General features: G+C 59.3%; 23 protein-coding genes and 1 pseudogene. 5 read left to right on the top strand and 19 right to left on the bottom strand.

Translation table 11 applies throughout. The features are described 5' to 3' along the window. Positions 1-31 precede the first annotated feature (31 nt). The gene (locus MJP36_RS03650) at positions 32-997 is read right to left on the bottom strand and encodes a GlxA family transcriptional regulator (RefSeq protein WP_244384896.1); all 966 of its coding nucleotides are present in this window, start codon (positions 995-997) and stop codon (positions 32-34) included. A 227-nt stretch (positions 998-1,224) separates the two neighbouring features. On the opposite strand from MJP36_RS03650, the gene MJP36_RS03645 reads away from it, so the two are divergent. After that, on the top strand, positions 1,225-1,863 hold the full coding sequence (locus tag MJP36_RS03645; RefSeq protein WP_060753533.1) for an HD domain-containing protein: 639 nt from the start codon (positions 1,225-1,227) through the stop codon (positions 1,861-1,863). A 70-nt stretch (positions 1,864-1,933) separates the two neighbouring features. Here MJP36_RS03645 and MJP36_RS03640 read toward each other — a convergent pair whose 3' ends face one another. The 8 genes from MJP36_RS03640 to MJP36_RS03605 all read right to left on the bottom strand — a co-directional run bounded on the left by MJP36_RS03640 (position 1,934) and on the right by MJP36_RS03605 (position 10,645). Next, the gene (locus MJP36_RS03640; protein ID WP_244384895.1) at positions 1,934-2,818 is read right to left on the bottom strand and encodes an ABC transporter permease subunit; all 885 of its coding nucleotides are present in this window, start codon (positions 2,816-2,818) and stop codon (positions 1,934-1,936) included. Continuing rightward, entirely contained in the window at positions 2,815-3,735 is a 921-nt protein-coding gene (locus MJP36_RS03635) for an ABC transporter permease subunit (protein WP_060753535.1), read from the bottom strand. The genes MJP36_RS03640 and MJP36_RS03635 overlap by 4 nt, the downstream gene beginning before the upstream one ends. Beyond that, on the bottom strand, positions 3,732-4,874 hold the full coding sequence (locus tag MJP36_RS03630) for an ABC transporter ATP-binding protein (RefSeq protein ID WP_028618367.1): 1,143 nt from the start codon (positions 4,872-4,874) through the stop codon (positions 3,732-3,734). The genes MJP36_RS03635 and MJP36_RS03630 overlap by 4 nt, the downstream gene beginning before the upstream one ends. Before the next feature lie 65 nt (positions 4,875-4,939). Further along, a complete protein-coding gene (locus tag MJP36_RS03625; protein ID WP_060753537.1) occupies positions 4,940-6,034 on the bottom strand; it encodes a polyamine ABC transporter substrate-binding protein in 1,095 nt (364 codons plus the stop codon). Between the two features lie 233 nt (positions 6,035-6,267). Continuing rightward, complete coding sequence (locus MJP36_RS03620; protein ID WP_090372294.1) at positions 6,268-7,362, bottom strand: polyamine ABC transporter substrate-binding protein; 1,095 nt, start codon at positions 7,360-7,362, stop codon at positions 6,268-6,270. A 182-nt stretch (positions 7,363-7,544) separates the two neighbouring features. Next, the gene (locus MJP36_RS03615) at positions 7,545-8,909 is read right to left on the bottom strand and encodes an aspartate aminotransferase family protein (protein WP_090368105.1); all 1,365 of its coding nucleotides are present in this window, start codon (positions 8,907-8,909) and stop codon (positions 7,545-7,547) included. A gap of 58 nt (positions 8,910-8,967) precedes the next feature. After that, entirely contained in the window at positions 8,968-10,326 is a 1,359-nt protein-coding gene (locus tag MJP36_RS03610; RefSeq protein ID WP_060753539.1) for a glutamine synthetase family protein, read from the bottom strand. A gap of 79 nt (positions 10,327-10,405) precedes the next feature. Beyond that, positions 10,406-10,645 carry a hypothetical protein gene (locus MJP36_RS03605; RefSeq protein ID WP_090368103.1) on the bottom strand — a complete coding sequence of 80 codons (240 nt, stop codon included), beginning with the start codon at positions 10,643-10,645 and terminating at the stop codon, positions 10,406-10,408. A gap of 278 nt (positions 10,646-10,923) precedes the next feature. Here MJP36_RS03605 and MJP36_RS03600 point away from each other — a divergent pair, with 278 nt between their 5' ends. Both MJP36_RS03600 and MJP36_RS03595 read left to right on the top strand, forming a co-directional pair. Then, complete coding sequence (locus tag MJP36_RS03600) at positions 10,924-12,300, top strand: glutamine synthetase family protein (RefSeq protein ID WP_010207341.1); 1,377 nt, start codon at positions 10,924-10,926, stop codon at positions 12,298-12,300. A 222-nt stretch (positions 12,301-12,522) separates the two neighbouring features. Beyond that, positions 12,523-13,152: a TetR/AcrR family transcriptional regulator gene (locus MJP36_RS03595; protein ID WP_060753542.1), complete on the top strand. Its 630-nt coding sequence runs from the start codon at positions 12,523-12,525 to the stop codon at positions 13,150-13,152. Between the two features lie 112 nt (positions 13,153-13,264). Here MJP36_RS03595 and MJP36_RS03590 read toward each other — a convergent pair whose 3' ends face one another. The 8 genes from MJP36_RS03590 to MJP36_RS03555 form a co-directional block, all read right to left on the bottom strand. Further along, complete coding sequence (locus MJP36_RS03590) at positions 13,265-13,480, bottom strand: TOBE domain-containing protein (RefSeq protein WP_003213899.1); 216 nt, start codon at positions 13,478-13,480, stop codon at positions 13,265-13,267. A 28-nt stretch (positions 13,481-13,508) separates the two neighbouring features. Beyond that, positions 13,509-14,315: an aliphatic sulfonates ABC transporter ATP-binding protein gene (ssuB, locus tag MJP36_RS03585; RefSeq protein ID WP_060753543.1), complete on the bottom strand. Its 807-nt coding sequence runs from the start codon at positions 14,313-14,315 to the stop codon at positions 13,509-13,511. Next, positions 14,312-15,100: an aliphatic sulfonate ABC transporter permease SsuC gene (ssuC, locus tag MJP36_RS03580; protein WP_244384894.1), complete on the bottom strand. Its 789-nt coding sequence runs from the start codon at positions 15,098-15,100 to the stop codon at positions 14,312-14,314. Before ssuC ends, ssuB begins: the two co-directional genes overlap by 4 nt. 9 nt (positions 15,101-15,109) lie before the next feature. Further along, entirely contained in the window at positions 15,110-16,258 is a 1,149-nt protein-coding gene (ssuD, locus tag MJP36_RS03575; RefSeq protein ID WP_060753545.1) for an FMNH2-dependent alkanesulfonate monooxygenase, read from the bottom strand. Positions 16,259-16,283: 25 nt separating this feature from the next. Then, the gene (locus MJP36_RS03570) at positions 16,284-17,252 is read right to left on the bottom strand and encodes a sulfonate ABC transporter substrate-binding protein (RefSeq protein WP_244384893.1); all 969 of its coding nucleotides are present in this window, start codon (positions 17,250-17,252) and stop codon (positions 16,284-16,286) included. A 92-nt stretch (positions 17,253-17,344) separates the two neighbouring features. Beyond that, positions 17,345-17,938, bottom strand: a complete 594-nt coding sequence (gene ssuE, locus MJP36_RS03565) for an NADPH-dependent FMN reductase (protein ID WP_060753547.1) — start codon at positions 17,936-17,938, stop codon at positions 17,345-17,347. Positions 17,939-18,253: 315 nt separating this feature from the next. Continuing rightward, complete coding sequence (locus tag MJP36_RS03560) at positions 18,254-18,892, bottom strand: peroxiredoxin (protein ID WP_015886425.1); 639 nt, start codon at positions 18,890-18,892, stop codon at positions 18,254-18,256. Between the two features lie 273 nt (positions 18,893-19,165). Then, positions 19,166-20,524, bottom strand: a complete 1,359-nt coding sequence (locus MJP36_RS03555; protein WP_244384892.1) for an OprD family porin — start codon at positions 20,522-20,524, stop codon at positions 19,166-19,168. A gap of 370 nt (positions 20,525-20,894) precedes the next feature. On the opposite strand from MJP36_RS03555, the pseudogene tauA reads away from it, so the two are divergent. After that, positions 20,895-21,095 (top strand): annotated as a pseudogene (tauA, locus tag MJP36_RS28020) (taurine ABC transporter substrate-binding protein); the annotation flags it as partial. A 124-nt stretch (positions 21,096-21,219) separates the two neighbouring features. On the opposite strand, the gene argA reads toward tauA, so the two are convergent. Together argA and argE are read right to left on the bottom strand one after the other, a co-directional pair. After that, the gene (gene argA / locus MJP36_RS03550) at positions 21,220-22,521 is read right to left on the bottom strand and encodes an amino-acid N-acetyltransferase (protein ID WP_060753549.1); all 1,302 of its coding nucleotides are present in this window, start codon (positions 22,519-22,521) and stop codon (positions 21,220-21,222) included. Positions 22,522-22,656: 135 nt separating this feature from the next. Then, complete coding sequence (gene argE / locus MJP36_RS03545; RefSeq protein ID WP_244384891.1) at positions 22,657-23,805, bottom strand: acetylornithine deacetylase; 1,149 nt, start codon at positions 23,803-23,805, stop codon at positions 22,657-22,659. A 158-nt stretch (positions 23,806-23,963) separates the two neighbouring features. On the opposite strand from argE, the gene MJP36_RS03540 reads away from it, so the two are divergent. Then, positions 23,964-25,331 carry a CYTH domain-containing protein gene (locus MJP36_RS03540; protein ID WP_104994970.1) on the top strand — a complete coding sequence of 456 codons (1,368 nt, stop codon included), beginning with the start codon at positions 23,964-23,966 and terminating at the stop codon, positions 25,329-25,331. Positions 25,332-25,414 lie beyond the last annotated feature (83 nt).

Below are 25,414 nucleotides of genomic sequence, written 5' to 3'. Positions count from 1 at the left end.
ACACTGCGCGCCCTGGAAGCCTACGACACGCTCAAACCGGCGCCGCAAAGTTAAGCCGGAACTGTTGCGGGGTCACGCCCAGCCGGCGATTGAATACACTGCGCATGTGCTGGGCATCGCGAAAGCCACACTGGTAGGCCACCGTCTTGAGGGGTGCGGAGCTGCTTTCGAGCATCACCCGCGCCGCATCCACCCGGGCTCGCTCGACAAACTCAGCCGGCGTTATCCGTGCTTCACGGGCAAATACCCGGGAGAAATTGCGTGCACTCATATTGGCCGCCTTGGCCAGATCGGCGATGGTCAAATCCCCCGTCAGGTTCGCCAACACGTACAACTGCACCAGCGCCACCGCCGAGGTGTCTTCGGCGTGGGGCGTGAGGAACGGGCTGAACTGCGACTGCCCACCGGAACGCTGGGTGAACACCACCAGACGCTTGGCCACGCTCAGCGCGACTTCCGGGCCATGGTCCTGGGCCAACAGGTACAGCGACAAGTCGATGCCTGCGGTCACACCCGCCGACGTGTAAAGGTTGCCGTCCTGTGCGTAGAGGCGATCGGCATCGACCTGGGCTGTAGGGCACAGACGCACCAGATCTGCGGCGTCGTTCCAGTGGGTGGTGACGGTTTTTCCATCCAGCAGGCCAGCGCGGGCCAGCAGGAAGGCGCCGTTGCAGATCGAACCGAAGCGTTGTGCTCTCTGTGTTGCACCGCGTAGCCAGTCACCGAAGGGGGCACCGAAGTCCTCGAAGGGTAATTGCGGGCCGCCAGCGACCAGCAGCAAGTCGTAGGGTTCAAGGGCTTCGCGGTAATGCCGATGGGCCTGTAGTGACAGGCCGTTGGAGGCCGCCATCGTGCCATGGCCAAGGCCGATGACTTCCAACTGGTAATGGTCCTGCGGCGGCAAAAAGCGGTTGGCCTCGCAAAACACATCCATCGGCCCCGTCACATCCAGCGACTGGACGCCGGGAAAGATCAGAATGGCAACGGTTTTTTGCATGAGTAAACCTTATCTCTGGACTGGCGCGAATTCCTGTGGGAGCCGGGCTTGCCTGCGATGCAGGCGCCTCGGTGTGTCAGGTATACCCAGAGGTGATGCTATCGCACATTTGATCGCGTACAGCCTTGGCACGATGTGCAACCACATTGGCCGGGATCGCTCCCTCGCCGCGATGGCCCCTTTGCAGGCACACGACCAGACTGGAATCTTTCCAGAGGAGAGCCATCATGAGCACCACCATCGCCGGTATCCAGATCCCCGACAGCGCACTGGCCAAGGCCACCACCGAATACATTCGCGACGTCGAATCCGACCTGCTTTATCACCACTCCCGCCGCGTGTTCCTGTTCGGCGCCTTAAGCGGTGAACGCAAACAACTCGCTTACAACCCGGAGTTGCTCTACGTCGGCGCGATGTTCCATGACCTGGGCCTGGTCGAAGGCCATCGCAGTGACAACGAACGTTTCGAAGTGGACGGCGCCAATGCGGCGGCCACGTTTCTCAAGCCTTACGGGCTGAGTGACGACGACATCGAACAGGTGTGGCTATCCATCGCCCTGCATACCACGCCGGGCGTGCCGCAGCATCTACGCCCAACCGTTGCGCTGGTGACGGCCGGCGTCGAGATGGATGTCCTGGGTATGGATTACGCAGCGTTTTCCAGCGTGCAGCGCGAGGCGGTGGTGCATGCGCATCCACGGGGTGAAGGGTTCAAGGAGTGCATCATCTGCGCCTTTGCCGACGGCTTGCGCCATCGCCCACAGACCACGTTCGGCAACGTGAAGACGGATGTACTGGTGGATCAGGAGCCGGGGTTCAAGCCGATGAATTTTGTTGAAGTCATCCGCAAATCGCCCTGGGCTTGAAATGCAAACAACTGTGGGAGCGGGCTTGGCCGCTCCCACAGTTTGATCCAGTTTCTTCAGGTAGACCTGATTAGACCGGTGCTGCCGCGCGGCGCTTGTCCGGCTGCTGCCAGCCATCCGCCGCCGCTTCTTCGATGGCTTGCTGGATGGCTTTCTTGCGGTGCTCTTCGGCACGACGGCTGAAGAACCACACCAGGAAGGTCACCAGCGACACCGCCAACAGAATCAGGCTGGCCACGGCGTTGATCTCGGGTTTGACCCCAAGGCGCACCGCCGAGAACACTTCCATCGGCAAGGTCGTCGAGCCCGGGCCCGATACGAAGCTGGCCAATACCAGGTCATCCAGGGACAACGCGAACGACATCATGCCGCCCGCTGCCAACGATGGCGCGATCATCGGGATCGTGATCAGGAAGAACACCTTCCACGGTCGCGCCCCCAGGTCCATCGCCGCCTCTTCAATCGACAGGTCCAGCTCACGCAGGCGCGCCGACACCACCACCGCCACATACGCCGCACAGAAAGTGGTGTGGGCGATCCAGATGGTGACGATGCCACGCTCCTGGGGCCAGCCGATCATTTGCGCCATGGCCACAAACAGCAGCAACAGCGACAGACCGGTGATCACTTCCGGCATCACCAACGGCGCGGTCACCAGACCGCCGAACAGCGTGCGGCCCTTGAACTGGCTGATGCGCGTCAGCACGAAGGCTGCCAGGGTGCCCAGGGCCACCGCAGCCACCGCCGTATAGCAGGCGATTTCCAGCGAGCGGGCCACCGAGCCCATCAACTGGGTGTTGTCCAACAGGCCGACGTACCACTTGATCGACCAACCACCCCAGACTGTCACCAGCTTGGATTCGTTGAACGAGTAGATCACCAGGATCAGCATCGGCAGGTAGATGAACAGCAACCCCGCCACCAGCATGAAGCTTGAGAAACTGACGCGCTTCATATCTTGCCCTCCATCTCTTTGGCTTGGCTGCGGTTGAACAGGATGATCGGCACGATCAGGATCGCCAGCATCACCACCGCCAGGGCAGAGGCCACCGGCCAGTCACGGTTATTGAAGAACTCTTGCCACAACACTTTACCGATCATCAGGGTTTCCGGGCCGCCCAGCAGTTCCGGGATCACGAACTCGCCCACTACCGGGATAAACACCAGCATGCAACCGGCGATGATGCCGTTCTTGGACAGCGGCACGGTGATCTTCCAGAAGCTGTTGAAGGTGCTCGACCCCAGGTCGGACGCGGCTTCCAGCAAGCTCTGATCATGTTTGACCAGGTTGGCATACAGCGGCAGGATCATGAACGGCAGGTACGAATAGACCACGCCGATATACACCGCAATATTGGTATTGAGGATCTGCAGCGGCTCGTTGATCAACCCGATGGACATCAGGAAGCCGTTGAGCAAACCGTTGTTGCTGAGGATGCCCATCCACGCATACACACGGATCAGAATCGCGGTCCAGGTCGGCATCATGATCAGCAGCACCAGCACGGTCTGCATCTCTTTGCGCGCGCTGGCGATGGCGTAGGCCATCGGATAGCCGATCAACAGACACAGGAGCGTGCTGAAAAACGCCATCTTCAACGAGCCCAGGTATGCGGCGATGTACAACTCGTCGTCACCCAACATCGAGTAGTTGGCCAGGTTGAGCACCACCTGCAGTTTCTGCTCAACGAAGGTGTAGATCTCGGTGTAAGGCGGGATCGCGACGTCGGCTTCGGCAAAGCTGATCTTCAAGACGATGAAGAACGGCAGCATGAAGAACAGGAACAACCAAAGAAATGGAATCCCGATAACCACGTGTCGACCATCGGGAGTTATTCGTTGCAACTGGCGCTTGAGCTTCTTCATGTTCATGAGCGAAGTACCACGCCGCTGTCGTCTTCCCACCACACGTAGACCTGGTCGCCCCAGGTCGGACGCTGGCCACGGCGTTCGGCGTTAGCCACGAAGGACTGCACCAGTTTGCCGCTCGGCAGTTCCACGTAGAACACCGAATGGCCACCCAGGTAGGCAATGTCGTGCACTTTGCCGCTGGACCAGTTGTGCTCGCAGGTCGGCATTTCGGTGGTGACCAGCAGTTTTTCCGGGCGAATGGCATAAGTCACGGATTTGTCTTCCACCGAGGTGGCGATGCCGTAGCCCACGTAGATGTCGCGGTCCAGGTCCGGGCACTTGAGCACCGCGTGGCCTTCGGCGTCATCCACCACCTGGGTGTCGAAGATGTTGACGTTGCCGATGAATTCGCACACCAGGCGGCTGGTCGGGGTTTCGTAGATATCGATCGGGCTGCCGATCTGGGCGATCCAGCCCAGGTGCATGATCGCGATGCGTTCAGCCATGGTCATGGCCTCTTCCTGGTCGTGGGTCACCATGACGCAGGTCACACCCACGCGCTCGATGATCTCAACCAGTTCAAGCTGCATCTGCGAACGCAGTTTCTTGTCCAGCGCGCCCATCGGCTCATCGAGCAGCAGCAGTTTCGGGCGCTTGGCCAGGGAGCGGGCCAGGGCCACACGCTGACGCTGACCACCGGACAACTGGTGCGGCTTGCGCTTGGCGTACTGGCTCATCTGTACCAGCTTGAGCATCTCGGCCACCCGGGCGTCGATTTCGGCCTTGGGGATCTTGTCCTGTTGCAGGCCGAAGGCGATGTTCTGCGCCACGGTCATGTGAGGGAACAAGGCGTAGGACTGGAACATCATGTTGATCGGCCGCTCGTACGGCGGCATGTCGGTGATGTCCACACCGTCGAGGTAGATGCGACCTTCCGTTGGGCGCTCGAAGCCTGCGAGCATGCGCAGCAAGGTGGATTTGCCTGAGCCCGAACCGCCGAGCAAGGCGAAGATCTCGCCTTTCTTGATTTCCAGGGACACATCGTCCACGGCAATCGTCTCGTCGAACTTCTTCGTGACCCGGTCGATTTTGACCAACACCTTTTTCGGTGTCTGGTCGCCCTCGAGGGCTTTCTTATAGGCGCCGGAGGCAACTGCCATTTGCGAAACTCCCAACAAAGTTTTCTGTTCGACCAACACGGACGAAACCTTGGATAGTTTGAGCCTTACTTGCCCGTCTTGACCTTGGTCCAGCTACGGGTCATCAAACGCTGCACTTTCGGGGGTAACTCGAAGTTGACGAATGTCCGGTCGAGAACCGCCTGCGGTGGGTAAACCGCTGCGTCAGTGCGTATCGATTGATCCATCAGTTTGTCCGCCCCTGGGTTAGGGTTGGCATAACCGACGACATCACTGACCTGAGCGATCACCTCAGGTTGCAGTAAATAGTTGATGAAGGCGTGGGCCTCTTTGACGTTGGTGGCGTCCTTGGGGATCGCCAGCACGTCAAACCACAGGTTGCCGCCTTCTTTCGGAATCACGTAGGCAATGTTCACGCCCTTGCCCGCTTCAGCCGCGCGAGACCTGGCCTGGAACACATCGCCGGAGAAGCCTGCCGCCACGCAGATGTTGCCGTTGGCCAGGTCGGAAATGTATTTGGAAGAATGGAAATAGGTCACGTAGGGCCGCACTTTGAGCAGCTTTTCTTCGGCCTTCTTGTAGTCTTCGGGGTTGGTGCTGTTAGGGTTCAAGCCCATGTAGTTGAGCACCGCCGGCAGCATTTCATCCGCCGAGTCCATGAACGATACGCCGCAAGTGGCCAGCTTCTTCATGTTTTCCGGTTCGAACAGCACGGCCCAGGAGTCAATATGATCGACGCCGAGCACTTCCTTGACCTTGTCGACGTTGTAACCGATGCCATTGGTGCCCCACAGATACGGCACTGCGTACTGGTTACCCGGATCGTTCTTTTCCAGACGCTTGAGCAGCGCCGGGTCAAGATTGGAATAGTTCGTCAGTAAAGACTTGTCGAGTTTCTGGAACGCCCCGGCCTTGATCTGCTTGCCGAGGAAGTGGTTGGACGGCACGACCACGTCGTAGCCGGTACGCCCGGCCAGCAACTTGCCTTCCAGGGTTTCGTTGGAATCGAACACGTCATACACGGGCTTGATGCCGGTAGCCTTTTCGAAATTGGCCAGCGTGTCGGTGCCGATGTAGTCCGACCAGTTATAAATATGCACAGTCGGGGCGGCCTGCACGCTGACAGCCAGCGTGATACCTGCACCCACCAGCAAGGCTTTGCGAAATAAAGAAATTGGCAAGTGGAGGTCCTCTTAAATAGTTGGGCCCAAAAGTTGTTGCCCGGCAACAAAACCGGCGCGCAACTTACCCTCGATAAACCGATCCGGCAAAACTTTCTGTCATTTAAATGTGTGGGAGCGGGTCATGTGGGAGGGGGCTTGCTCCCGATAGCGGTCAATCGGATACCCATATGTTGGTTGATACACCGCTATCGGGAGCAAGCCCCCTCCCACACTCCCCTCCGGTTTAAGGCTTATTTACCGGATTTGATCTTGGTCCAGCTGCGTGTCATTTCACGCTGGGTCGCAGCCGGCAAGTCAGCAATGGCGTAGAGCTTGGCCTGCACATCGGCTGGCGGGTAGATGCCTGGGTCGCTGGTGATTTCCTTGTCGACCAGTGCGGTAGCCTTCTCGTTACCGTTCGGGAAACGCACGCTGTCGGTGATCGCAGCCATGACCTCCGGCTTGAGCAGGTAGTTCATGAACTTGTAGGCGGCGTCGACGTTTTCGGCATCTTTAGGGATGGCGACCATGTCATAGAAACTGCCTGCACCTTCTTTCGGAATATCGTAGGCCACCTTGACCTTGCCGCCGGCTTCGGCCGCACGGGACTTGGCCTGCTGGATATCACCCGAGTAACCCACGGCGACACAGATGTTGCCGTTGGCCAGGTCCGAGATGTACTTGGACGAGTGGAAGTAGCTGATCGACGGACGGATTTTCAGGAACAGGTCTTCGGCTTGCTTGAGCTGTTTTTTATCCTGAGTGTCGGTTGGCAGGCCCAGGTAGTGCAGAGCCACCGGCAGCATTTCGGTCGGCGAGTCGAGGAAGCTCACGCCGCAGCTCTTGAGCTTGGCAATGTTTTCAGGCTTGAGCAGCACGTCCCACGAATCGATCTTGTCCACGCCCAGCGCGGCCTTGACCTTCTCCGGGTTGTAGCCGATGCCGATCGAGCCCCACATGTAAGGGAAGGCGTGCTTGTTGTCTGGGTCGCTGACCGACACGGCTTTAAGCAGGGATTTGTTCAGGTTGTCGTAGTTGGACAGCTTGGACTTGTCCAGCTCCTGGTAGACACCGGCCTTGATCTGCTTGGCGAGGAAGTTGTTCGACGGAACGACGATGTCGTAGCCGGACTTGCCTGCCAGCAGCTTGGCTTCCAGGGTTTCGTTACTGTCGAAAACGTCGTACACCACTTTGATGCCCGACTCTTTTTCAAAGTTGGCGATGGTGTCCGGTGCAATGTAGTCAGACCAGTTGTAGACGTGCAGCACTTTATCGTCTGCCTGGGCCGCACCCGCCATTGCGCCCATCAGGGACAAGGCGAGGAGAGTCTTGCCAGCGTTCTTCAAACCTAATGCCTTCATTATGGTGATGCTCCAATTTTTCTTTTTTGGGCCACGTTCTTTTATGTTCGGCGGCCCTTCCGGAGGGCAACAAAACAGGGGGACAGTCTGGCAAGTTCAGGGGCCGGCTTTCAACCAAGGCCCCTACATTTATAACTGCTCAGTGAACCGCGTACTGAGCCTAGCACTTAGCCCTGCAATGCCGCCAAAGTCAGGTCCAGGCACGTCCGCGCCTTGGTCACCAGTTCGTCGATTTCGGCCTTGCTGATCACCAGCGACGGCGAAATGATCATGGTGTCACCCACGGCGCGCATGATCAGCCCGTTGTTGAAGCAGAAGTTGCGGCAAATCATGCCCACGCCTTTGCCTTCATAGCGCTTGCGGGTGGCCTTGTCCTGGACCAGCTCGATCGCACCCAGCATGCCTGCACCGCGAACTTCACCCACCAACGGGTGGTCAGCCAGTTCCCTCAGACGTTTCTGCAAATACGGTGCCGTTTCTTCGTGCACGCGATCCACGATTTTTTCATCGCGCAGGATGCGGATGTTTTCCAGGGCCACCGCCGCTGCCACCGGGTGCCCGGAATAAGTAAAACCGTGGTTGAAATCACCCCCTTCGTTCAACACGGCAACTACATCGTCGTGCACGATCAGGCCGCCCATGGGCACGTAGCCCGAGGTCAGGCCCTTGGCGATGGTCATCATGTGCGGCTTGAGGTCATAGAAGTCGCTGCCGAACCACTCACCGGTACGGCCGAAGCCGCAGATCACTTCGTCGGCGACAAACAGGATGTCGTACTTGGCCAGGATTTCCTTGATGCGCGGCCAGTAGGTATCCGGCGGCACGATCACTCCACCAGCGCCCTGGATCGGCTCGGCAATAAAGGCACCGACGTTGTCCACGCCCAGTTCCAGAATCTTCTCTTCCAGTTGGTTGGCGGCCCAGACCCCGAACTCCTCGGGACTCATGTCGCCGCCTTCGCCGAACCAGTAAGGCTGGGCGATATGGGTAATGCCCGGGATCGGCAAGTCGCCCTGTTCATGCATATACGTCATGCCGCCCAGGCTCGCGCCGGCCACGGTGGAACCGTGGTAGCCGTTCTTGCGGCTGATGATGACTTTTTTATTCGGTTGGCCCTTGATCGCCCAGTAGTGGCGGACCATGCGCAACATGGTGTCGTTGCCTTCGGAGCCGGAACCGGTGAAGAACACATGGTTCATGCCGGCCGGTGCAATGTCGGCAATCACCTTGGCCAGTTCCAGTACCGGCGGGTGAGCCGTCTGGAAGAACAGGTTGTAGTACGGCAGCTCTTTCATCTGCTTGGCGGCGGCGTCAGCCAGCTCATCACGACCGTAACCGACCGCCACGCACCACAGGCCGGCCATGCCGTCGAGGATCTTGTTGCCTTCGCTGTCCCACAGGTAAACACCGTGGGCTTTGGTGATGATCCGTGGGCCCTTCTCTTTCAATTGCTTGAAATCGCTGAACGGCGCCAAGTGATGATCGCTGCTCAAGGCTTGCCATTCACGGGTTTGCGGGTTGTTGCTGGACATACCAATCTCCTAGACTTTTCAGTGAAGGGCGCGCTGTTCCCACAGTGCGCCCGGCGCGTCAGACGGCGAAGAGCAGGAATTCCCGCTCCCATGAACTGATCACGCGCTTGAAGTTTTCATGCTCGGCCCGCTTGACCGCGACGTAGCCTGTGATGAATTTGCGACCCAGGTATTTCTCGATGGTCTTGCTGTTTTCCATGCGTTCCAAGGCATCTTCGATGGTCAACGGCAGGCGCAGATTGCGTCGCTCGTAACCACGGCCCACCACGGGCGCGCTTGGGTTATGGCCTTCGACCATGCCGATGAAGCCACACAGCAAACTGGCGGCAATGGCCAGGTACGGGTTGGCGTCGGCGCCCGGCAGGCGGTTTTCCACGCGGCGGTTCTGCGGGCCGGCATCCGGCACACGCAAACCGACGGTGCGGTTTTCTTCGCCCCATTCCACGTTGACCGGCGCCGAGGTGTCGGGCAGGAAACGGCGGAACGAGTTCACGTTAGGGGCAAACAGCGGCAGCAATTCAGGGATGAATTTCTGCAGGCCGCCAATGTGGTTGAGGAACAGCTGGCTCATGGTCCCGTCTTCATTGGAGAAGACGTTCTTGCCGGTGGCGATGTCGATGATGCTCTGGTGCAAGTGCATCGCGCTGCCGGGCTCGCCGGTCATCGGCTTGGCCATGAAGGTGGCGGCCACGTCGTGCTTGAGCGCGGCTTCGCGCATTGTGCGCTTGAACACCAGGATCTGGTCGGCCAGGGACAGGGCATCGCCATGACGGAAGTTGATTTCCATCTGCGCAGTGCCGTCTTCGTGGATCAGGGTGTCGAGGTCCAGTTCCTGCAGTTCGCACCAGTCGTAGACGTCTTCGAACAGCGGGTCGAATTCGTTGGCCGCTTCTATAGAGAAGGACTGGCGACCGGTTTCCGGGCGACCGGAACGGCCAATCGGCGGTTGCAGCGGGAAGTCCGGGTCTTCGCAGCGCTTGGTCAGGTAGAACTCCATCTCCGGCGCCACAATGGGCTGCCAGCCTTTATCGGCATAGAGCTTGAGGACTTTCTTGAGTACGTTGCGCGGCGACAGCTCGATCGGGTTGCCTTGCTTGTCGTAGGTGTCGTGGATCACCTGGGCGGTCGGTTCAATGGCCCAAGGCACCAGGAATACGGCGTTCTGGTCGGGGCGGCAGATCATGTCGATGTCGGCCGGGTCGAGCAATTCGTAATAGATGTCGTCTTCGACGTAGTCGCCGGTGACGGTCTGCAGCAGCACGCTCTCGGGCAGACGCATGCCTTTCTCGGCGATGAACTTGTTGGTCGGCGAGATCTTGCCCCGGGTGATGCCGGTGAGGTCGCCAATCATGCATTCGACTTCTGTGATCTTGTGGTCTTTCAACCAATCGGTGAGCTGGTCGAGGTTGTTACTCATAAATGCCTCTGGGCTGGGTTTCCTGACATCCATTAAAGGTCAGGCGTTGGTTGACGCAGCATCCGCGTCGCTTTTTCGTTCAGGGTAGGAGCTTACCCGTCATTTGCTGCTGCGTTGCATTCCTCAGGCCAAAGTTGTGCAGAATCATGATCGGCAGCGTGGACGGCAGCCGGTCAGTCACAGTTGAGAAGGCAAAAAGGAGGTCGGACAGGCCGTCAAGAATATTGGCCGGTACGCGGGCATTCACGCGGGGTGAACGGACTGCGGACAACGCCTGGCGCAAGCAGGCAAAGACGCCGAATGGCGGCAGGTGAAACATGAAACACCCCGGTATTATTGCTGTTATGGGTTTGAATCGAGCTTAGCCTTGTTCATTTTTTTACACAACACCCCCGTAAAAAATACAACACGGCCCGCTCAAGCCTGCGAGTCCCAAGCCCTTCAAACCCAAAAAACCGCCCCAAAAAGCCCCAAAAATGCCCTCGTGGCGCTTTTTTAGGGCGAAAAATGCCTCGCTTGACTTCGGCATGCCGTTCGGGTTGACTGAAACCAGAAAAGATCAATGATTGATATTTTTAACAACAAAGGTGTTGCATCATGTCGGTACCCCCGCGTGCCGTTCAGCTTAACGAAGCGAACGCGTTCCTTAAGGATCATCCTGAGGTTCTGTACGTAGACCTTCTAATTGCGGATATGAATGGTGTGGTGCGCGGCAAGCGCATCGAACGCACCAGCCTCCACAAGGTTTACGAGAAGGGCATCAACCTGCCTGCCTCTTTATTTGCCCTGGATATCAACGGCTCGACGGTGGAAAGCACCGGCCTGGGCCTGGACATCGGTGATGCTGACCGAATCTGTTATCCAATCCCCGATACCCTGTGCAATGAACCTTGGCAAAAGCGCCCAACCGCGCAACTGCTGATGACCATGCACGAACTTGAAGGTGAACCTTTCTTCGCCGATCCGCGCGAAGTGCTTCGCCAGGTTGTCAGCAAATTCGACGACCTCGGCCTGACGATCTGCGCCGCCTTCGAACTTGAGTTCTACCTGATCGACCAGGAGAACGTGAATGGCCGCCCACAACCGCCCCGCTCGCCGATCTCCGGCAAACGCCCGCACTCGACACAGGTCTACCTGATCGACGACCTCGACGAATACGTCGACTGCCTCCAGGACATTCTGGAAGGTGCCAAAGAGCAAGGCATCCCGGCCGACGCCATCGTCAAGGAAAGTGCCCCGGCGCAGTTCGAAGTGAACCTGCACCACGTGGCCGACCCGATCAAGGCTTGCGACTACGCCGTACTGCTCAAGCGCCTGATCAAGAACATCGCCTACGACCATGAGATGGACACCACCTTCATGGCCAAGCCTTACCCAGGCCAGGCAGGCAACGGTTTGCACGTACACATTTCGATCCTGGACAAGGACGGCAAGAACATCTTTGCCAGCGAGGATCCCGAGCAGAACGCCGCATTGCGTCACGCGATCGGCGGTGTGCTCGAGACCCTACCCGCCCAAATGGCGTTCCTGTGCCCCAACGTCAACTCCTACCGGCGTTTCGGCGCGCAGTTCTATGTGCCGAACTCGCCGTGCTGGGGCCTGGACAACCGCACCGTGGCGATTCGCGTACCGACCGGCTCGTCCGATGCCGTACGTATCGAACACCGTGTGGCCGGCGCCGACGCCAACCCCTACCTGCTGATGGCTTCGGTCCTGGCAGGCGTGCACCACGGCCTGACCAACAAGATCGAGCCTAATGCACCGGTGGAAGGCAACAGCTACGAGCAGAACGAGCAGAGCCTGCCGAACAACCTGCGCGATGCCCTGCGTGAGTTGGATGACAGCGAGGTGATGGCCAAGTACATCGATCCTAAATACATCGATATCTTCGTCGCCTGTAAGGAAAGTGAGCTGGAAGAGTTCGAACACTCCATCTCCGACCTTGAGTACAACTGGTACCTGCATACCGTATAAACGGTTGCTGCGCTGATAACGAACGCTGCCGACTTTGGTCGGCGGCGTTTTTTTATGCGTTTCTGCTAGGACACTGGGTTGGCCTCATCGGGAGCAAGCCTCCTCCCACACTTGAATGTATTCACAAATCAAACTGTGGGAGGGGGCTTGCTCCCGATGGCGGCCTGGAAGACAACACAGATTCCTGCTCATACAATGCCCGCTGCCTTGTAGGAGACGTCCATGACTACCCGCCCCACCGCCCCTCGCAAACCCCGCGCCCGCAGCCAGGCCCGGATTGATGCGATCCTCGACGCCGCCCGCACCTTGCTGGCCGCCGAAGGCGTGGCGAGTCTGTCGATCTACAGCGTGGCCGAGCGAGCACAGATCCCGCCGTCGTCGGTGTATCACTTCTTCGCCAGCGTGCCGGCGCTGCTGGAAGCGCTGACCGCCGATGTGCACGCCGCTTTCCGGGCCGCCATCCAGGCACCCATCGAGCATGAGTCTCTCAAGCACTGGCGCGACCTGTCCTACATCGTCGAACAGCGCATGCTGGCCATCTACGACCAGGACGCCGCCGCTCGCCAGCTGATCCTGGCCCAGCACGGGCTGACCGAAGTGACCCAGGCCGACCGTCAGCATGATCTGGAATTGGGCGACTTGATGCTCACCGTGTTCAATCGGCATTTCGAGGTGCCGACCTTACCCGCCGATGTGGATGTGTTTGCACTGGCACTGGAGCTGAGCGACCGCGTCTATGCGCGCTCGGTGCATCAGCATGGGCTGATTACGCCGCGCATGGCGGAAGAAGGAATGCGGGTGTTTGACGCGTATGTGGGGTTGTACCTGCCGGCTTACCTGCCCAAGCGTTGAGTTCCGGGGTGGTTGAAAGGGCCTCATCGGGGGCAAGCCCCCTCCCACACTTTGAATCTATTCACAGATCAAATGTGCGAGGGGGCTGCCCCGATGGCGGCCTCAAGAACGATCACAACTTGGCGATCGACACCTCGGTGGATTTCACAAAGGCAATCACTTCACTGCCAATCACCAGCTCCAGCTCTTTGACCGAACGGGTGGTGATCACGGACGTGACGATGCCCGATGCGGTCTGTACGTCAATTTCCGACAGCACATCGCCTTCGACGATTTCCTTGATGGTGCCTTTGAACTGGTTACGCACGTTGATAGCTTTAATAGTCATGGTCTTCTTCCTTCATGGGACAAGTGAGTTATTGAGCCCATCGCAATTGCGTAGGCAGCGGTGAAACAGGTTCCGGTTCCGGCGGCGAGCCAGGCAGCGACAGCACACGGTTGAGCACTTCGGCTTCGAGTGCGGCCAGGCGGTGCGAGCCTCGGGCTCGTGGGCGTGGCAGGTCGACAACGAGGTCCAGGCCGATTTCACCGTCTTCGATCAGGATCACCCGGTCGGCAATGGCCACGGCTTCGCTGACATCGTGGGTCACCAGCAACACGGTAAAGCCGTGCTTGCGCCAAAGGTTTTCGATCAGTTGCTGCATCTCAATGCGGGTCAGCGCGTCCAACGCGCCCAGCGGCTCGTCGAGCAGCAACAGGCGCGGCTGGTGAATCAACGCGCGAGCCAGGGCCACGCGCTGCTTCTGGCCACCGGACAAGGCCGCCGGCCACTCATTGGCACGTTCGGCCAGGCCCACTGCGTCCAACGCTTCCAGGGCCTGGGGACGCCAGTTGCCCTTGAGGCCGAGGCCCACGTTGTCGATGATCTTTTTCCATGGCAGCAAGCGCGCTTCCTGGAACATCAACCGCGTATCTTCAATCGCTTCATCAAGCGGCGCGGAACCCGCCAACAGCTCACCGCCACTGGCTTTGTCCAGGCCCGCCAACAGGCGCAGCAAGGTGCTTTTACCGCATCCGCTGCGGCCAACCACGGCCACAAACTGGCCAGCCGGGATATGCAGGTCTATTTCTTTGAGCACTTCCCGCGCACCAAAGGCCTTGCGCAATTTGCGCACCGCCAGCGGGATGCCTTTAAGCAGGCGCGGGGGTTGTTGAGCCGTCATGCCGCACCTCCTTTATTGACTTGGTAAGCCGGGTGCCAACGCAGCCACACACGTTCCAGGCCACGGGCGGCGAGGTCGGCCAGTTTGCCGAGGACCGCGTAAAGCACGATGGCCAGCACCACCACGTCGGTTTGCAGGAATTCGCGGGCGTTCATGGCCAGATAACCGATGCCGGAGCTGGCCGAGATGGTTTCCGCCACGATCAGCGTCAGCCACATGAAGCCCAAGGCAAAGCGCACCCCCACCAGAATCGACGGCAGCGCCCCCGGCAGGATCACCTGACGGAACAGGCTGAACCCGGACAGGCCATAGCTGCGCGACATTTCCACCAGCGCCGGGTCGACGTTGCGGATGCCGTGGTAGGTGTTCAGGTAGATCGGGAACAACGTGCCGAGCGCCACCAGGAAAATCTTCGCCGTCTCGTCAATGCCGAACCACAGGATCACCAACGGAATCAGCGCCAGGTGCGGCACGTTGCGGATCATCTGCACCGAACTGTCCAGCAGGCGCTCGCCCCATTTCGACAAACCGGTGATAAAGCCCAGGGCCAGGCCGATGCTGCCACCGATCAAGAACCCAAGGCCCGCACGCCAGCCACTGATCGCCAAATGCGTCCAGATTTCGCCGCTGCGCACCAGGTTGATCCCGGCTTCGATCACCGCGCTCGGCGCCGGCAGAATGCGCGTGGACAACCAGCCCGCCGACACCGACAACTGCCAGACCGCCAACAACAGGATCGGCAGCAGCCACGGCGCGATGCGCTGGCTCAATTTTTCAAGATTCATGGCGCCGCCTCAGCTCTGTGATGCAGCTTTGGGAAGGATGTCGTTGGCGACCATCTCACCGAACGGGCTGACGTAACCGGCGCTTTTCGGCAATTCGGGGCGTTCGATATCCAGGTGCGGGAACAACAGCTCGGCCACCCGATACGACTCTTCCAGGTGGGGATAACCCGAGAAGATAAACGTATCGATACCCAGGTCTGCGTATTCCTTGACCCGCGCCGCTACCGTCGGGCCATCGCCCACCAGTGCCGTACCGGCACCGCCGCGCACCAGGCCGACGCCGGCCCACAGGTTGGGGCTGACTTCGAGATTGTCGCGGCTGCCGCCGTGCAGCGCGGCCATGCGCTGTTGGCCAACCGAATCAAAGCGCGCCAGGGAAGCCTGGGCACGGGCAATGGTGTCGTCGTCCAGATGGGAGATCAGCTTGTCGGCGGCTTTCCAGGCTTCCTCATTGGTTTCGCGCACGATCACATGCAGGCGGATACCGAAGCGCACGGTGCGCCCAAGCTTGGCGGCCTTGGCGCGTACCTGTTCGATTTTCTCGGCGACGGCAGCAGGTGGCTCGCCCCAGGTGAGCACCATTTCCACCTGTTCGGCAGCCAGGTCCTGGGCCGCTTCGGAGGAGCCGCCAAAATACAGCGGCGGGCGCGGTTGCTGGATGGGTGGGTAGAGCAACTTGGCGCCTTTGACGCTGATGTGCTCGCCGTCGTAATCCACCGTTTCGCCTTCCAGCACGCGGCGCCAGATCCGAGTGAACTCCACCGAGGCCTGATAGCGCTCTTCGTGGCTGAGGAACAAGCCGTCACCGGCCAATTCTTCCGGATCGCCACCCGTGACCAGGTTGAACAGCGCACGACCACCGGACAGGCGATCCAGCGTCGCCGCCTGACGCGCGGCCACCGTCGGGGAAATGATCCCGGGGCGTAGCGCGACCAGGAATTTCAGACGCTGGGTCACGGGGATCAGCGAAGCGGCTACCAGCCAGGAATCTTCGCAGGAACGACCAGTGGGAATCAGCACGCCGCCGAAGCCCAGGCGGTCGGCGGCCTGGGCCACTTGCTGCAAATAACCGTGGTCGACGGCGCGAGCGCCTTCGGCGGTGCCAAGGTAATGGCCGTCGCCATGGGTAGGCAGAAACCAGAAAATATTGAGGCTCATGGAGTTGTCTCCTGAAGAAGTCGGATTACGGCGCTTTGGCGACGGCGGCGGGTGGAGTCCAGATCACGTCCTTGATGCTCAAGGGTTTGGGGATCAATTTGAGTTGGTAGAAGCTGTCGGCGATTTTCTGCTGAGCGGCGACCACCGCCGGCGTCAGGAACAATGCGCCGTAGCCTTGGCGCTTGACTGAGGTCAGGGTGATGTCGGCCGGCAGGCCAAGCAGCGGTGCGACCTGTTCGGTGACCTCCTGCGGGTTGGCCTTGGACCACTCGCCCACCGCACGCACTTCTTCCACCAGCGCCTTGATGACGTCCGGGTGCTGTGTGGCATAAGGCTTGGTGGCGAGGTAGAACTGATGGTTGTCGGCAATGCCGGTGCCGTCACGCAGGGTGCGCGCTTGCAGTTGTTTTTCAGCGGCGGCCTGGTAAGGGTCCCAGATCACCCAGGCATCCACGCTGCCACGCTCGAAAGCAGCACGGGCATCGGCGGGCGGCAGGAATACGGTTTGCACGTCGGTGTATTTGAGGCCGGCGTCTTCCAGTGCACGCACCAGCAGGTAGTGCACGTTGGAGCCTTTATTGAGCACAATTTTCTTGCCCTTGAGCTCGGCCACCGATTGGATCGACGAATACTTCGGCACCAGGATCGCTTCGCTGGTGGGCGCCGGTGGCTCGTAGGCGACGTAGAGCAGATCGGCACCAGCCGCCTGGGCGAAGACCGGCGGGGTTTCACCGGTGACGCCGAAGTCGATCGAGCCGACGTTCAAGCCTTCCAGCAATTGCGGGCCACCGGGGAATTCAGTCCATTGCACTTGCACGCCCTGGGCGGCCAGGCGCTTTTCCAGGGTGCCCTTGGCCTTGAGCAACACCAAGGTGCCGTACTTCTGATAACCGATCCGCAAGGTCTCGGCCGCTTGAGCTTGAACAATGGCGCCGAAGGACACAGCCGCAGCAAACAGTGCGACCAGACCACGACGCAAGATGACAGTGCGCATGGCGCTCTCTCCAATTTGCGATGAGGGGGTTGGCTGCACCTGCTTGGCCGTTGGCGGCTGAGTAAGGTGAGTACTACAAAAAACGGTACGGCTTAAATGCTCCAGCGAGCACTCAACAAACGTTCATTCAACACGTGGGGGTCCAGCGGTTTCGGGCGACGGGCCATGGCGTCGTAGAGTGTCTCCAGGGCCTCATGCAAACGCTGTTCGAGCACGGGCACCAGTTGCGCCTGGGCACTGCCTTCGCCGTAGGCGATCTGGCTGTCTTCGGCAAAGATGCCGTGCAGCAATTCTTGGGCTTTCAGGGCCGAGAGCACGGGCTTCAGGGCGTAATCCACCGCCAGCATGTGGGCGATGCTGCCACCGGTAGCCATGGGCAATACGATCTTGTGCGCCAGGGCGCGTTCGGGCAGCAAATCGAGCACGGTTTTCAGCGCGCCGGAAAATGAAGCCTTGTACACCGGCGTGGCGATGACCAGGCCGTCGGCGTTGGCCACTTGCTGCAACAGGTCGATGACTTTGGGGCTGTCGAAGCGGGCGTGCAGCAAGTCTTCGGCCGGGAAGTCCCGTACCTGATAACTCACCACTTCCACGCCTTTTTGCTGTAGCCACTGACGGGTTTTCTCCAGCAAGACCCCAGAGCGGGAACGCTGGCTGGGGCTGCCTCCAAGTGTTACGACCAGCATGCAGGTATTCCTTGAGCAAGTGTCGGCGGTTCGCTGGGTGGCGATTGCGCCAAGATGGTAGAGACCATATCAGCTGATTTATATATCTATAAATCTTATTTTTTCATTTATTTATTCCATAAATATATATGCAGTCCGTATTTCTCGAGGCGAAAAAAAAGGCCGTCGAAACGGCCTGAAATCCCCTGCTATGTGAGACTCGAAATGCGATTCAACTGTGGGAGGGGGCTTGCTCCCGATGGCGGTGTGTCAGTAGTGGATGTATTGACTGACACCCCGCCATCGGGAGCAAGCCCCCTCCACATAGGTCCTGTGTTAACGGTTGGGTTGCGGGGTGAGGCGCAGGTATGGCTTCACCGCCCGGTAGCCTTTGGGAAAGCGCTTCTTGATTTCTTCTTCATCCTTGAGCGACGGCACGATCACCACTTCATCACCGTCCTGCCAGTTGGCGGGGGTGGCGACCTTGTGGTTGTCGGTCAACTGCAACGAGTCGATGACCCGCAGGATTTCGTGGAAGTTGCGACCGGTGCTGGCCGGGTAGGTAATCGTCAGGCGAATCTTCTTGTTCGGGTCGATGACGAACAGGGAACGCACGGTGAGGGTGTCACTGGCGTTCGGATGGATCAGGTCGTAGAGGTCCGACACCTTGCGATCGGCGTCGGCCAGGATCGGGAAGTTGACGACCGTGTTCTGGGTTTCGTTGATGTCTTCGATCCACTTGTGATGCGAGTCCACCGGGTCGACCGACAGGGCAATCGCCTTGACGCCGCGCTGGGCAAATTCGTCCTTGAGCTTGGCGGTGAAACCCAGCTCGGTGGTGCACACCGGCGTGAAGTCCGCCGGGTGGGAAAACAGCACACCCCAGCTATCGCCCAGCCACTCATGGAAACGAATCTTGCCGGCGCTGGAATCCTGTTCGAAGTCGGGGGCGATGTCGCCCAGTCTTAGGCTCATGGTGTGGCTCCTGGTGAATGCTTATGGAGCCTACTGTGCATGGGTTGGAGATTATTTAAAAAGAATAAATATCGATTTATCTAGACGATAAAAGAATATTAAAAATCTGTTCATTGGACTTGGCGACGGGCGAGGATCAACATCGGTTTCAAGGTTCGAGAAGGCCTTGAGACGCTGTACAAAGAGGGGTTTCGGGAAGGGCTTGCGGGGGTTGAGCCCGACTTGAAAGCAAGACACCTTGCCCGGCATTGCGCCGGGCAAGGCTTTAAGCACTTACAACAGTGGAATCGAGTAGCTGACGATCAGACGGTTTTCGTCCTGGGAACGGGTGTTCGCCAGGTCGGTACGCCACATCGCGTTTTTCCAGGCAACGCCCAGGTTTTTCAGTGGGCCTTCCGGGATTACGTAGGCAACGGTGATGTCGCGTTCCCACTCGGATTGACCGGTCAGCTCGGCACGCGAGGCAGTAACGGTGTCGATATTGCTACCCTTGAGGTAGACAACACCGGCGGTCAGGCCAGGTACGCCAACCTTGGCGAAGTCGTAAGCGTAGCGAGCTTGCCAGGTACGCTCGCCGGCACGGGCGAACTTCTGGATTTGCATGTCAGTGGTGATGTAGGCCGACGAACCGTCGCCCTGGTTCAACCAAGGGAAGTCGCTGCTGCCATTGCTGACCTGGTAACCACCACCGAAGGTGTGACCGGCAACGGTGTACAGGAACAGGCCGCTGTACAGGTTGTTATCGACCTTGCCTTTACCCGAGGCAAAACCTTGGTAGTTACCGCTGGAATAGTAAGCGGCGGTATCACCGTTTTTACCATCGTCAGTGCTGTGGAAATAACGCAGGTCAGACTTCAAGACGCCCGGGCCGATTGCCCAGTTGTGGGTCAGACCCAGGAAGTGCTGCTTGTAGAAGTCTTCCAGATTGCCGTAGTAGTACTGGGCAGTCAGGTCCTTGGTCAGCTTGTAGTCGCCACCGGCGTAGTAGAACTTGTTGCTGAACCTGCCGGCATTGTAGTTGGAGCTGGCGTTGGCACCGCCGATCGACAGGTTTTCGTTGTTGCTGGAGTTACGGCCCTTGGCTTTTTCTACCTGACCGGCAACCAAGGTCAGATCCTTGATGTCGTTGGTAGTGATCTGGCCACCTTGGAAGGTTTGCGGCAGCAGACGGCCATCGTTGGTCACGATAACTGGCAGCTTAGGCTGCAGAGTGCCGAGTTTCAGTTCGGTTTGGGAGACCTTCACCTTGCCGGTCACGCCCAGGCTGGCGTAATCGTCGACAGCCTTGTTGCCGTCGCTCGGGAAGACGGTGCCGCCGGAAGCAGTGCCGGAATAGTTGCCGTGGTTTTCGCGGCTGGAATCCAGACGCACGCCGTACAGGCCAATGGCGTCAACACCAAACTGAACGGTACCTTGGGTGTAACCCGAGATGAAACGCAGGTCGAAGCCTTGGCCCCATTCAGCGTTCTTGCTGCGGCTGCTCGCTGTAGGAGCGCCATCGCGGTTGTCAGTGTTGATGTAGAAGTTACGCAGACCCAAAGTGGCCTTGCTGTCTTCGATGAAACCGGCGGAGTGTGCCTGTTGTGCAATTGCAGCCACAGCCACGGCCAACGCCAATGTTGACTTCTTCATGTACCGCTCCTCTCATTTCTAATTTTTGTATTTCTAAGGTCTCGGGTCTGACGCCCGTGATCCACAGATGCGCGATTAGCGCCAGATAGTGACTACCAAGTCAATCGTAACCTGATATGTCTACTACCTTCGTCTAATCGCAGTTAATTTGGTCCCTGCAGGGTAATGAGTTTTTCATACACCCAAAAAGAATTATTTCATTCTTTTTCATACGATTCAGGAATAAGCCTGGCCGATGAGCGAGATGGTCAGCGTAGACCAATCGCTCCAAAAGCTAATACCTGAATAGTCTTTACCAGCCTTTTTTTAGATCGATTTGTGTGGCCGTACCTTTGCATACGTCACCCACGATCAAAAAGGCGACGCCATCATGGCCAAAGGCACATCCTCCCGTCAATTTGTTACAGTTTTTGTGTCACTAATAATTTCTTTTGCTGTCAAAGCGCCCCGCCCCATGAGCAGCCGACGGCGCCCGCCCCCTCGCAAAGGCGCGGCTTCACGCAATCTATCGAATGTGATGTTTATCGTATCGGCGCAGAACAATGCTTCTGAAGTGCTAGTGATGCGCAACGACGAAAGCCGCTGGGGTGGCAAGGCATAAGGGAGGGGCAGGTCTAATGCCTGTCAGTTAAGCGATAGAGCAGACGATGGATAACCTGTGGGAGGGGCGGTGCCCTCCCTCCTTAATTGAGGGCCTAGAGCGCTTTCTCGAAAATCTTCGAATTACGCTGGTAGTTGTACAGCGACGCCCGCGCCGACGGCAGGCGATCCACGCTGCTTGGCACAAAACCGCGCTCGCGGAACCAGTGAGCGGTGCGGGTGGTGAGAACAAACAGCGTCTTCAGCCCCTGCGCCCGGGCACGGGTCTGGATGCGTTCGAGCAACACGTCACCCCGCGCACCGTGACGGTACTCCGGGTTCACCGCCAGACACGCCAGCTCACCGGCATCCGAATCCGCGATCGGATATAACGCCGCGCAGGCGATGATCATGCCTTCACGCTCGACCACGCTGAACTGCTCGATTTCACGCTCCAGCACTTCACGCGAGCGGCGCACCAGAATGCCCTGCTCTTCCAACGGGCTGATCAGGTCGAGCAAGCCGCCGACGTCTTCAATCGCCGCCTCGCGCACCTGTTCGAATTGTTCCTGGGCCACCAGCGTACCGCCGCCGTCGCGGGTGAACAGCTCCGTGAGCAGAGCGCCGTCTTCGGCGTAGCTGACGATATGACTGCGCCCTACTCCACCGCGGCAAGCCTCGGCAGCGGCATCGAGCAATTCGGCCTGATAGTTGTTCGCGCCCAGGCGTTGCAAATGCGCCGGTACTTGCTGCGGGCGCAGTTCGCGCACCAGCCGGCCGTTTTCATCGATCAGGCCCATGTCGGCGCCGAACAGCAACAGCTTGTCGGCACCCAGGTCGATGGCGGCGCGGGTGGCGACGTCTTCGCAGGCCAGGTTGAAGATCTCACCGGTGGGCGAGTAGCCCAAGGGCGACAACAGCACAATGGAGCGCTCGTCCAACAGACGGTTGATGCCCTTGCGATCGACCCGGCGCACTTCGCCGGTGTGGTGGTAATCCACGCCTTCGAGCACGCCGATAGGGCGGGCAGTCACCAGGTTGCCACTGGCGACACGCAGGCGCGAACCCTGCATCGGTGAAGAGGCCATGTCCATGGACAGGCGCGCTTCGATGGCAATACGCAGGTGGCCAACGGCGTCGATCACACATTCCAGCGTCGCAGCATCAGTGATGCGCAAGCCTTCATGGTAGGCCGGGGTCAGGCCGCGGGCCGCAAGGCGCGTTTCGATCTGAGGGCGCGAACCGTGTACCAGCACCAGCCGCACACCCAGGCTGTGCAGCAGCACAAGGTCGTGGACGATATTGCCGAAGTTCGGATGCTCTACACCATCGCCAGGCAGCATGACCACAAAGGTACAGTCGCGGTGGGCGTTGATATAGGGCGAAGCGTGACGAAGCCAATTGACGTATTCGGGCATAAAACCTGGGCCTGTAATAAGTAGCAGCCAAACAAGGATGAATCGTGAAAGCGCACAGCGGGCTGATGGTTATCGTCGGAACAGGCTTGGCGACACGCTCGCTCTCCTTCTATGTACGAATGGGCAGGGGGTAAATTATGCGGGTTTCAGGCAGTAATGCTCGATCAGCTCCCGCAATAGACGCACTGTAGGCGTCAAGCGTGACATTTCGAGGTACTCGCCCGGTTGATGGGCGCAGGCGATGTCGCCGGGGCCCAGCACCAGGGTTTCACAACCAAGGCGCTGAAGATAAGGCGCTTCGGTGCCGAACGCTACTGCTTCGGCACGATGGCCGGTCAATCGCTGAGCGACCCGGACCAGTTCGGCGTCTTCCGGCTGCTCGAACGGGGGGACTTCGGGGAACAACGGCGCGTAGTCGATCTTGACCTGATGGCGCTCGGCCACGGGTTGCAGCTTTTGCCGGATCGCATCACGCAGCACCTGGGGGTCCATGCCCGGCAGGGGCCGCAGGTCGAACTCCAGGGAACATTGGCCGCAGATGCGATTAGGGTTGTCGCCACCATGGATACAACCGAAATTCAGGGTCGGCTGGGGCACGCTGAATTGCGGGTTGCGGTACTCACGCTGCCAGGCCAGGCGCAGGCCGCGCAATTCGCCAATGGCATCATGCATGGCTTCAAGGGCGCTATGGCCCAGGCTCGGGTCCGAGGAGTGGCCGCTTTGGCCAAGGATATCGATGCGTTCCATCATTACGCCTTTGTGCAGGCGGATCGGCTTGAGGCCGGTGGGCTCACCAATCACCGCCGCACGCCCCAACGGGCGGCCCGCTTCGGCCAGCGCGCGGGCGCCGGACATCGAGCTTTCTTCGTCACAGGTCGCGAGGATCAGCAACGGTTGCTTGAACGGTTGATCCAGCAGCGGCAATACGGCTTCGATTGCCAGCGCAAAAAAGCCTTTCATGTCACAGCTGCCCAGTCCTACCCAACGGCCATCGACTTCCGTCAGCTTCAACGGATCGGTCTTCCACAAGGCCGCATCATAAGGAACGGTGTCGCTATGCCCCGCCAGCACCAGGCCACCCGGGCCGCTGCCGAAACTGGCGAGCAGGTTGAATTTACCGGGGCTGACTTGCTGGATGTCAATGGCAAAACCCAGGTCGCCCAGCCAGCCGGCGAGCAAATCGATCACCGGGCGGTTGGTCTGGTCGAGAGACGCTTGGGTGCAACTGACCGACGGTGCGGCAATCAGCGCAGCGAATTGCTCTTTCAGGGTAGGTAACGGCATACGCGGTCTCTCAACTTCCCGGATGAGCCCCACTATAGAGCCATCTGCACAACACAATAAACCGTTGCGGCGCGTTGCCGGGCTCAGTCCTGTACACTGCACGACCTTGGCAGCCACTCTTTTCCCCGGCTGCGCTCCCGATCCTGGATGTTCCGGCCATGCAAAAAGAAACCGAAATCAAGCTCCGCGTCAGCCGCGAGACCCTCGCCGCGTTGCGTGAGCACCCGCTCCTGAAAAAACGCAACAAAAGTGGCTGGGAACGCCGTGAGTTGATGAATCAGTACTTCGACACCCCAGAGCGTGACCTGGCCCAGGCCAAAGTCGCCCTGCGCCTGCGCAAGGACGGTGACGACATCATCCAGACCCTCAAGACCCGTGGCCAGAGTGTCGCCGGCTTGTCGGAACGTAACGAATACAACTGGGATTTGCCCAAAGCCAAGCTCGACGTGAAGAAACTCGACGGCGAGTGCTGGCCCGAGCAACTGGCCGAGCTGGACAAAAAGACCCTCAAGCCGATCTTCACCACCGACTTTGTCCGCGAACGCGCCGAAATCGCCTGGGGCCGCGGTAAAGCCAAGGTGGTCATCGAGGCCGCCCTGGACCTGGGGCATGTTGTCGTCGGCAAGCAGAAAGAAGAAATCTGCGAACTGGAACTGGAATTGCGCGAAGGCGAACCGGCCGCCCTGCTGGAACTGGCCGCCGAACTGGCCGCAACCCTGGCGCTGATGCCTTGCGATATCAGCAAGGCCGAGCGCGGCTACCGTCTGTACGACGCCGGCAGTTATTCGCTGAGCCTGCCGGCGCCGCAGATTCACGCCGAAATGCCGTTGGACGACGCCTTCGCCGCCATCATGTGGCATCTGCTGGGCAGCAGCCAGCGCCTGGCGGAGCAGTACCGCTTCAATGGCCACTGGCGGCTGTTGCAGGACTGGGTCGACAACCTCGGCGAATTGCGCGCCCTGGTCGGCAGCCTCGGCCAGGCTGCACCGCGTCAATCCACCAGCGAGCTGCGCAGCGCACTGGATGCATTGCTGGAAGACTGGCGCCCGCTGGTACAGGCCGGTGACGATGATGAAGACATCCGCAAAGCGGCGCCGGAACAATTCATCGAAGAATTGGAAGACGTGCGCTGGGGCCTGTTCTCGCTGAACGCTTCCCGCTGGCTGCTGGCCCGCACCTGGACCACCGACCGCAATGTGCGGGGCAACCGCCAGGGCGCCGCGCAGATCACCAACTGGCTGCCACGCCTGCTGGCCGAAGATGCTGTCGCCCTGCAACTGCCACGCTACCAGCAACAACCGGAAGACCTGGCCGAGCAACTGCCGCGCCTCGAACGCATCCAGGCCTGGCTGCATCATGCACGTCAGGTGGTGGATATTCCGGAACTGGACCGCCTGTACGGCGAGCTGAACAAGTTGGTGCAACTGGCCAACCAGCCGATCACCGATGAATCCCTGGATGCGCGTATGCATCAGGCGATTGCGGTGTATCAGAATCGCGCCTGGAAAACCTTGCTGCGCCTGTAAGGGCGCTTTCGCGAGCAAGCCCGCTTCCACATTGGCATGTATTCACACATCAAAATGTGGAAAGGGGCTTGCTCCCGATGAGG

Source organism: Pseudomonas palleroniana (assembly GCF_022836895.1).
In the GTDB taxonomy this organism is placed as follows: Bacteria; Pseudomonadota; Gammaproteobacteria; order Pseudomonadales; family Pseudomonadaceae; genus Aquipseudomonas; species Aquipseudomonas palleroniana.
The sequence above is the reverse complement of the archived record's forward strand: the minus strand, read 5'-3'. Positions and strand labels throughout refer to the sequence as shown.

Coding starts and splice junctions, on each gene's coding strand:
- MJP36_RS03650 (WP_244384896.1), bottom strand. CDS start 997: ATGCAAAAAACCGTTGCCATTCTGATCTTTCCCGGCGTCCAGTCGCTG.
- MJP36_RS03645 (WP_060753533.1), top strand. CDS start 1,225: ATGAGCACCACCATCGCCGGTATCCAGATCCCCGACAGCGCACTGGCC.
- MJP36_RS03640 (WP_244384895.1), bottom strand. CDS start 2,818: ATGAAGCGCGTCAGTTTCTCAAGCTTCATGCTGGTGGCGGGGTTGCTG.
- MJP36_RS03635 (WP_060753535.1), bottom strand. CDS start 3,735: ATGAACATGAAGAAGCTCAAGCGCCAGTTGCAACGAATAACTCCCGAT.
- MJP36_RS03630 (WP_028618367.1), bottom strand. CDS start 4,874: ATGGCAGTTGCCTCCGGCGCCTATAAGAAAGCCCTCGAGGGCGACCAG.
- MJP36_RS03615 (WP_090368105.1), bottom strand. CDS start 8,909: ATGTCCAGCAACAACCCGCAAACCCGTGAATGGCAAGCCTTGAGCAGC.
- MJP36_RS03610 (WP_060753539.1), bottom strand. CDS start 10,326: ATGAGTAACAACCTCGACCAGCTCACCGATTGGTTGAAAGACCACAAG.
- MJP36_RS03605 (WP_090368103.1), bottom strand. CDS start 10,645: ATGTTTCACCTGCCGCCATTCGGCGTCTTTGCCTGCTTGCGCCAGGCG.
- MJP36_RS03600 (WP_010207341.1), top strand. CDS start 10,924: ATGTCGGTACCCCCGCGTGCCGTTCAGCTTAACGAAGCGAACGCGTTC.
- MJP36_RS03595 (WP_060753542.1), top strand. CDS start 12,523: ATGACTACCCGCCCCACCGCCCCTCGCAAACCCCGCGCCCGCAGCCAG.
- MJP36_RS03590 (WP_003213899.1), bottom strand. CDS start 13,480: ATGACTATTAAAGCTATCAACGTGCGTAACCAGTTCAAAGGCACCATC.
- ssuB (WP_060753543.1), bottom strand. CDS start 14,315: ATGACGGCTCAACAACCCCCGCGCCTGCTTAAAGGCATCCCGCTGGCG.
- ssuC (WP_244384894.1), bottom strand. CDS start 15,100: ATGAATCTTGAAAAATTGAGCCAGCGCATCGCGCCGTGGCTGCTGCCG.
- ssuD (WP_060753545.1), bottom strand. CDS start 16,258: ATGAGCCTCAATATTTTCTGGTTTCTGCCTACCCATGGCGACGGCCAT.
- MJP36_RS03570 (WP_244384893.1), bottom strand. CDS start 17,252: ATGCGCACTGTCATCTTGCGTCGTGGTCTGGTCGCACTGTTTGCTGCG.
- ssuE (WP_060753547.1), bottom strand. CDS start 17,938: ATGCTGGTCGTAACACTTGGAGGCAGCCCCAGCCAGCGTTCCCGCTCT.
- MJP36_RS03560 (WP_015886425.1), bottom strand. CDS start 18,892: ATGAGCCTAAGACTGGGCGACATCGCCCCCGACTTCGAACAGGATTCC.
- MJP36_RS03555 (WP_244384892.1), bottom strand. CDS start 20,524: ATGAAGAAGTCAACATTGGCGTTGGCCGTGGCTGTGGCTGCAATTGCA.
- argA (WP_060753549.1), bottom strand. CDS start 22,521: ATGCCCGAATACGTCAATTGGCTTCGTCACGCTTCGCCCTATATCAAC.
- argE (WP_244384891.1), bottom strand. CDS start 23,805: ATGCCGTTACCTACCCTGAAAGAGCAATTCGCTGCGCTGATTGCCGCA.
- MJP36_RS03540 (WP_104994970.1), top strand. CDS start 23,964: ATGCAAAAAGAAACCGAAATCAAGCTCCGCGTCAGCCGCGAGACCCTC.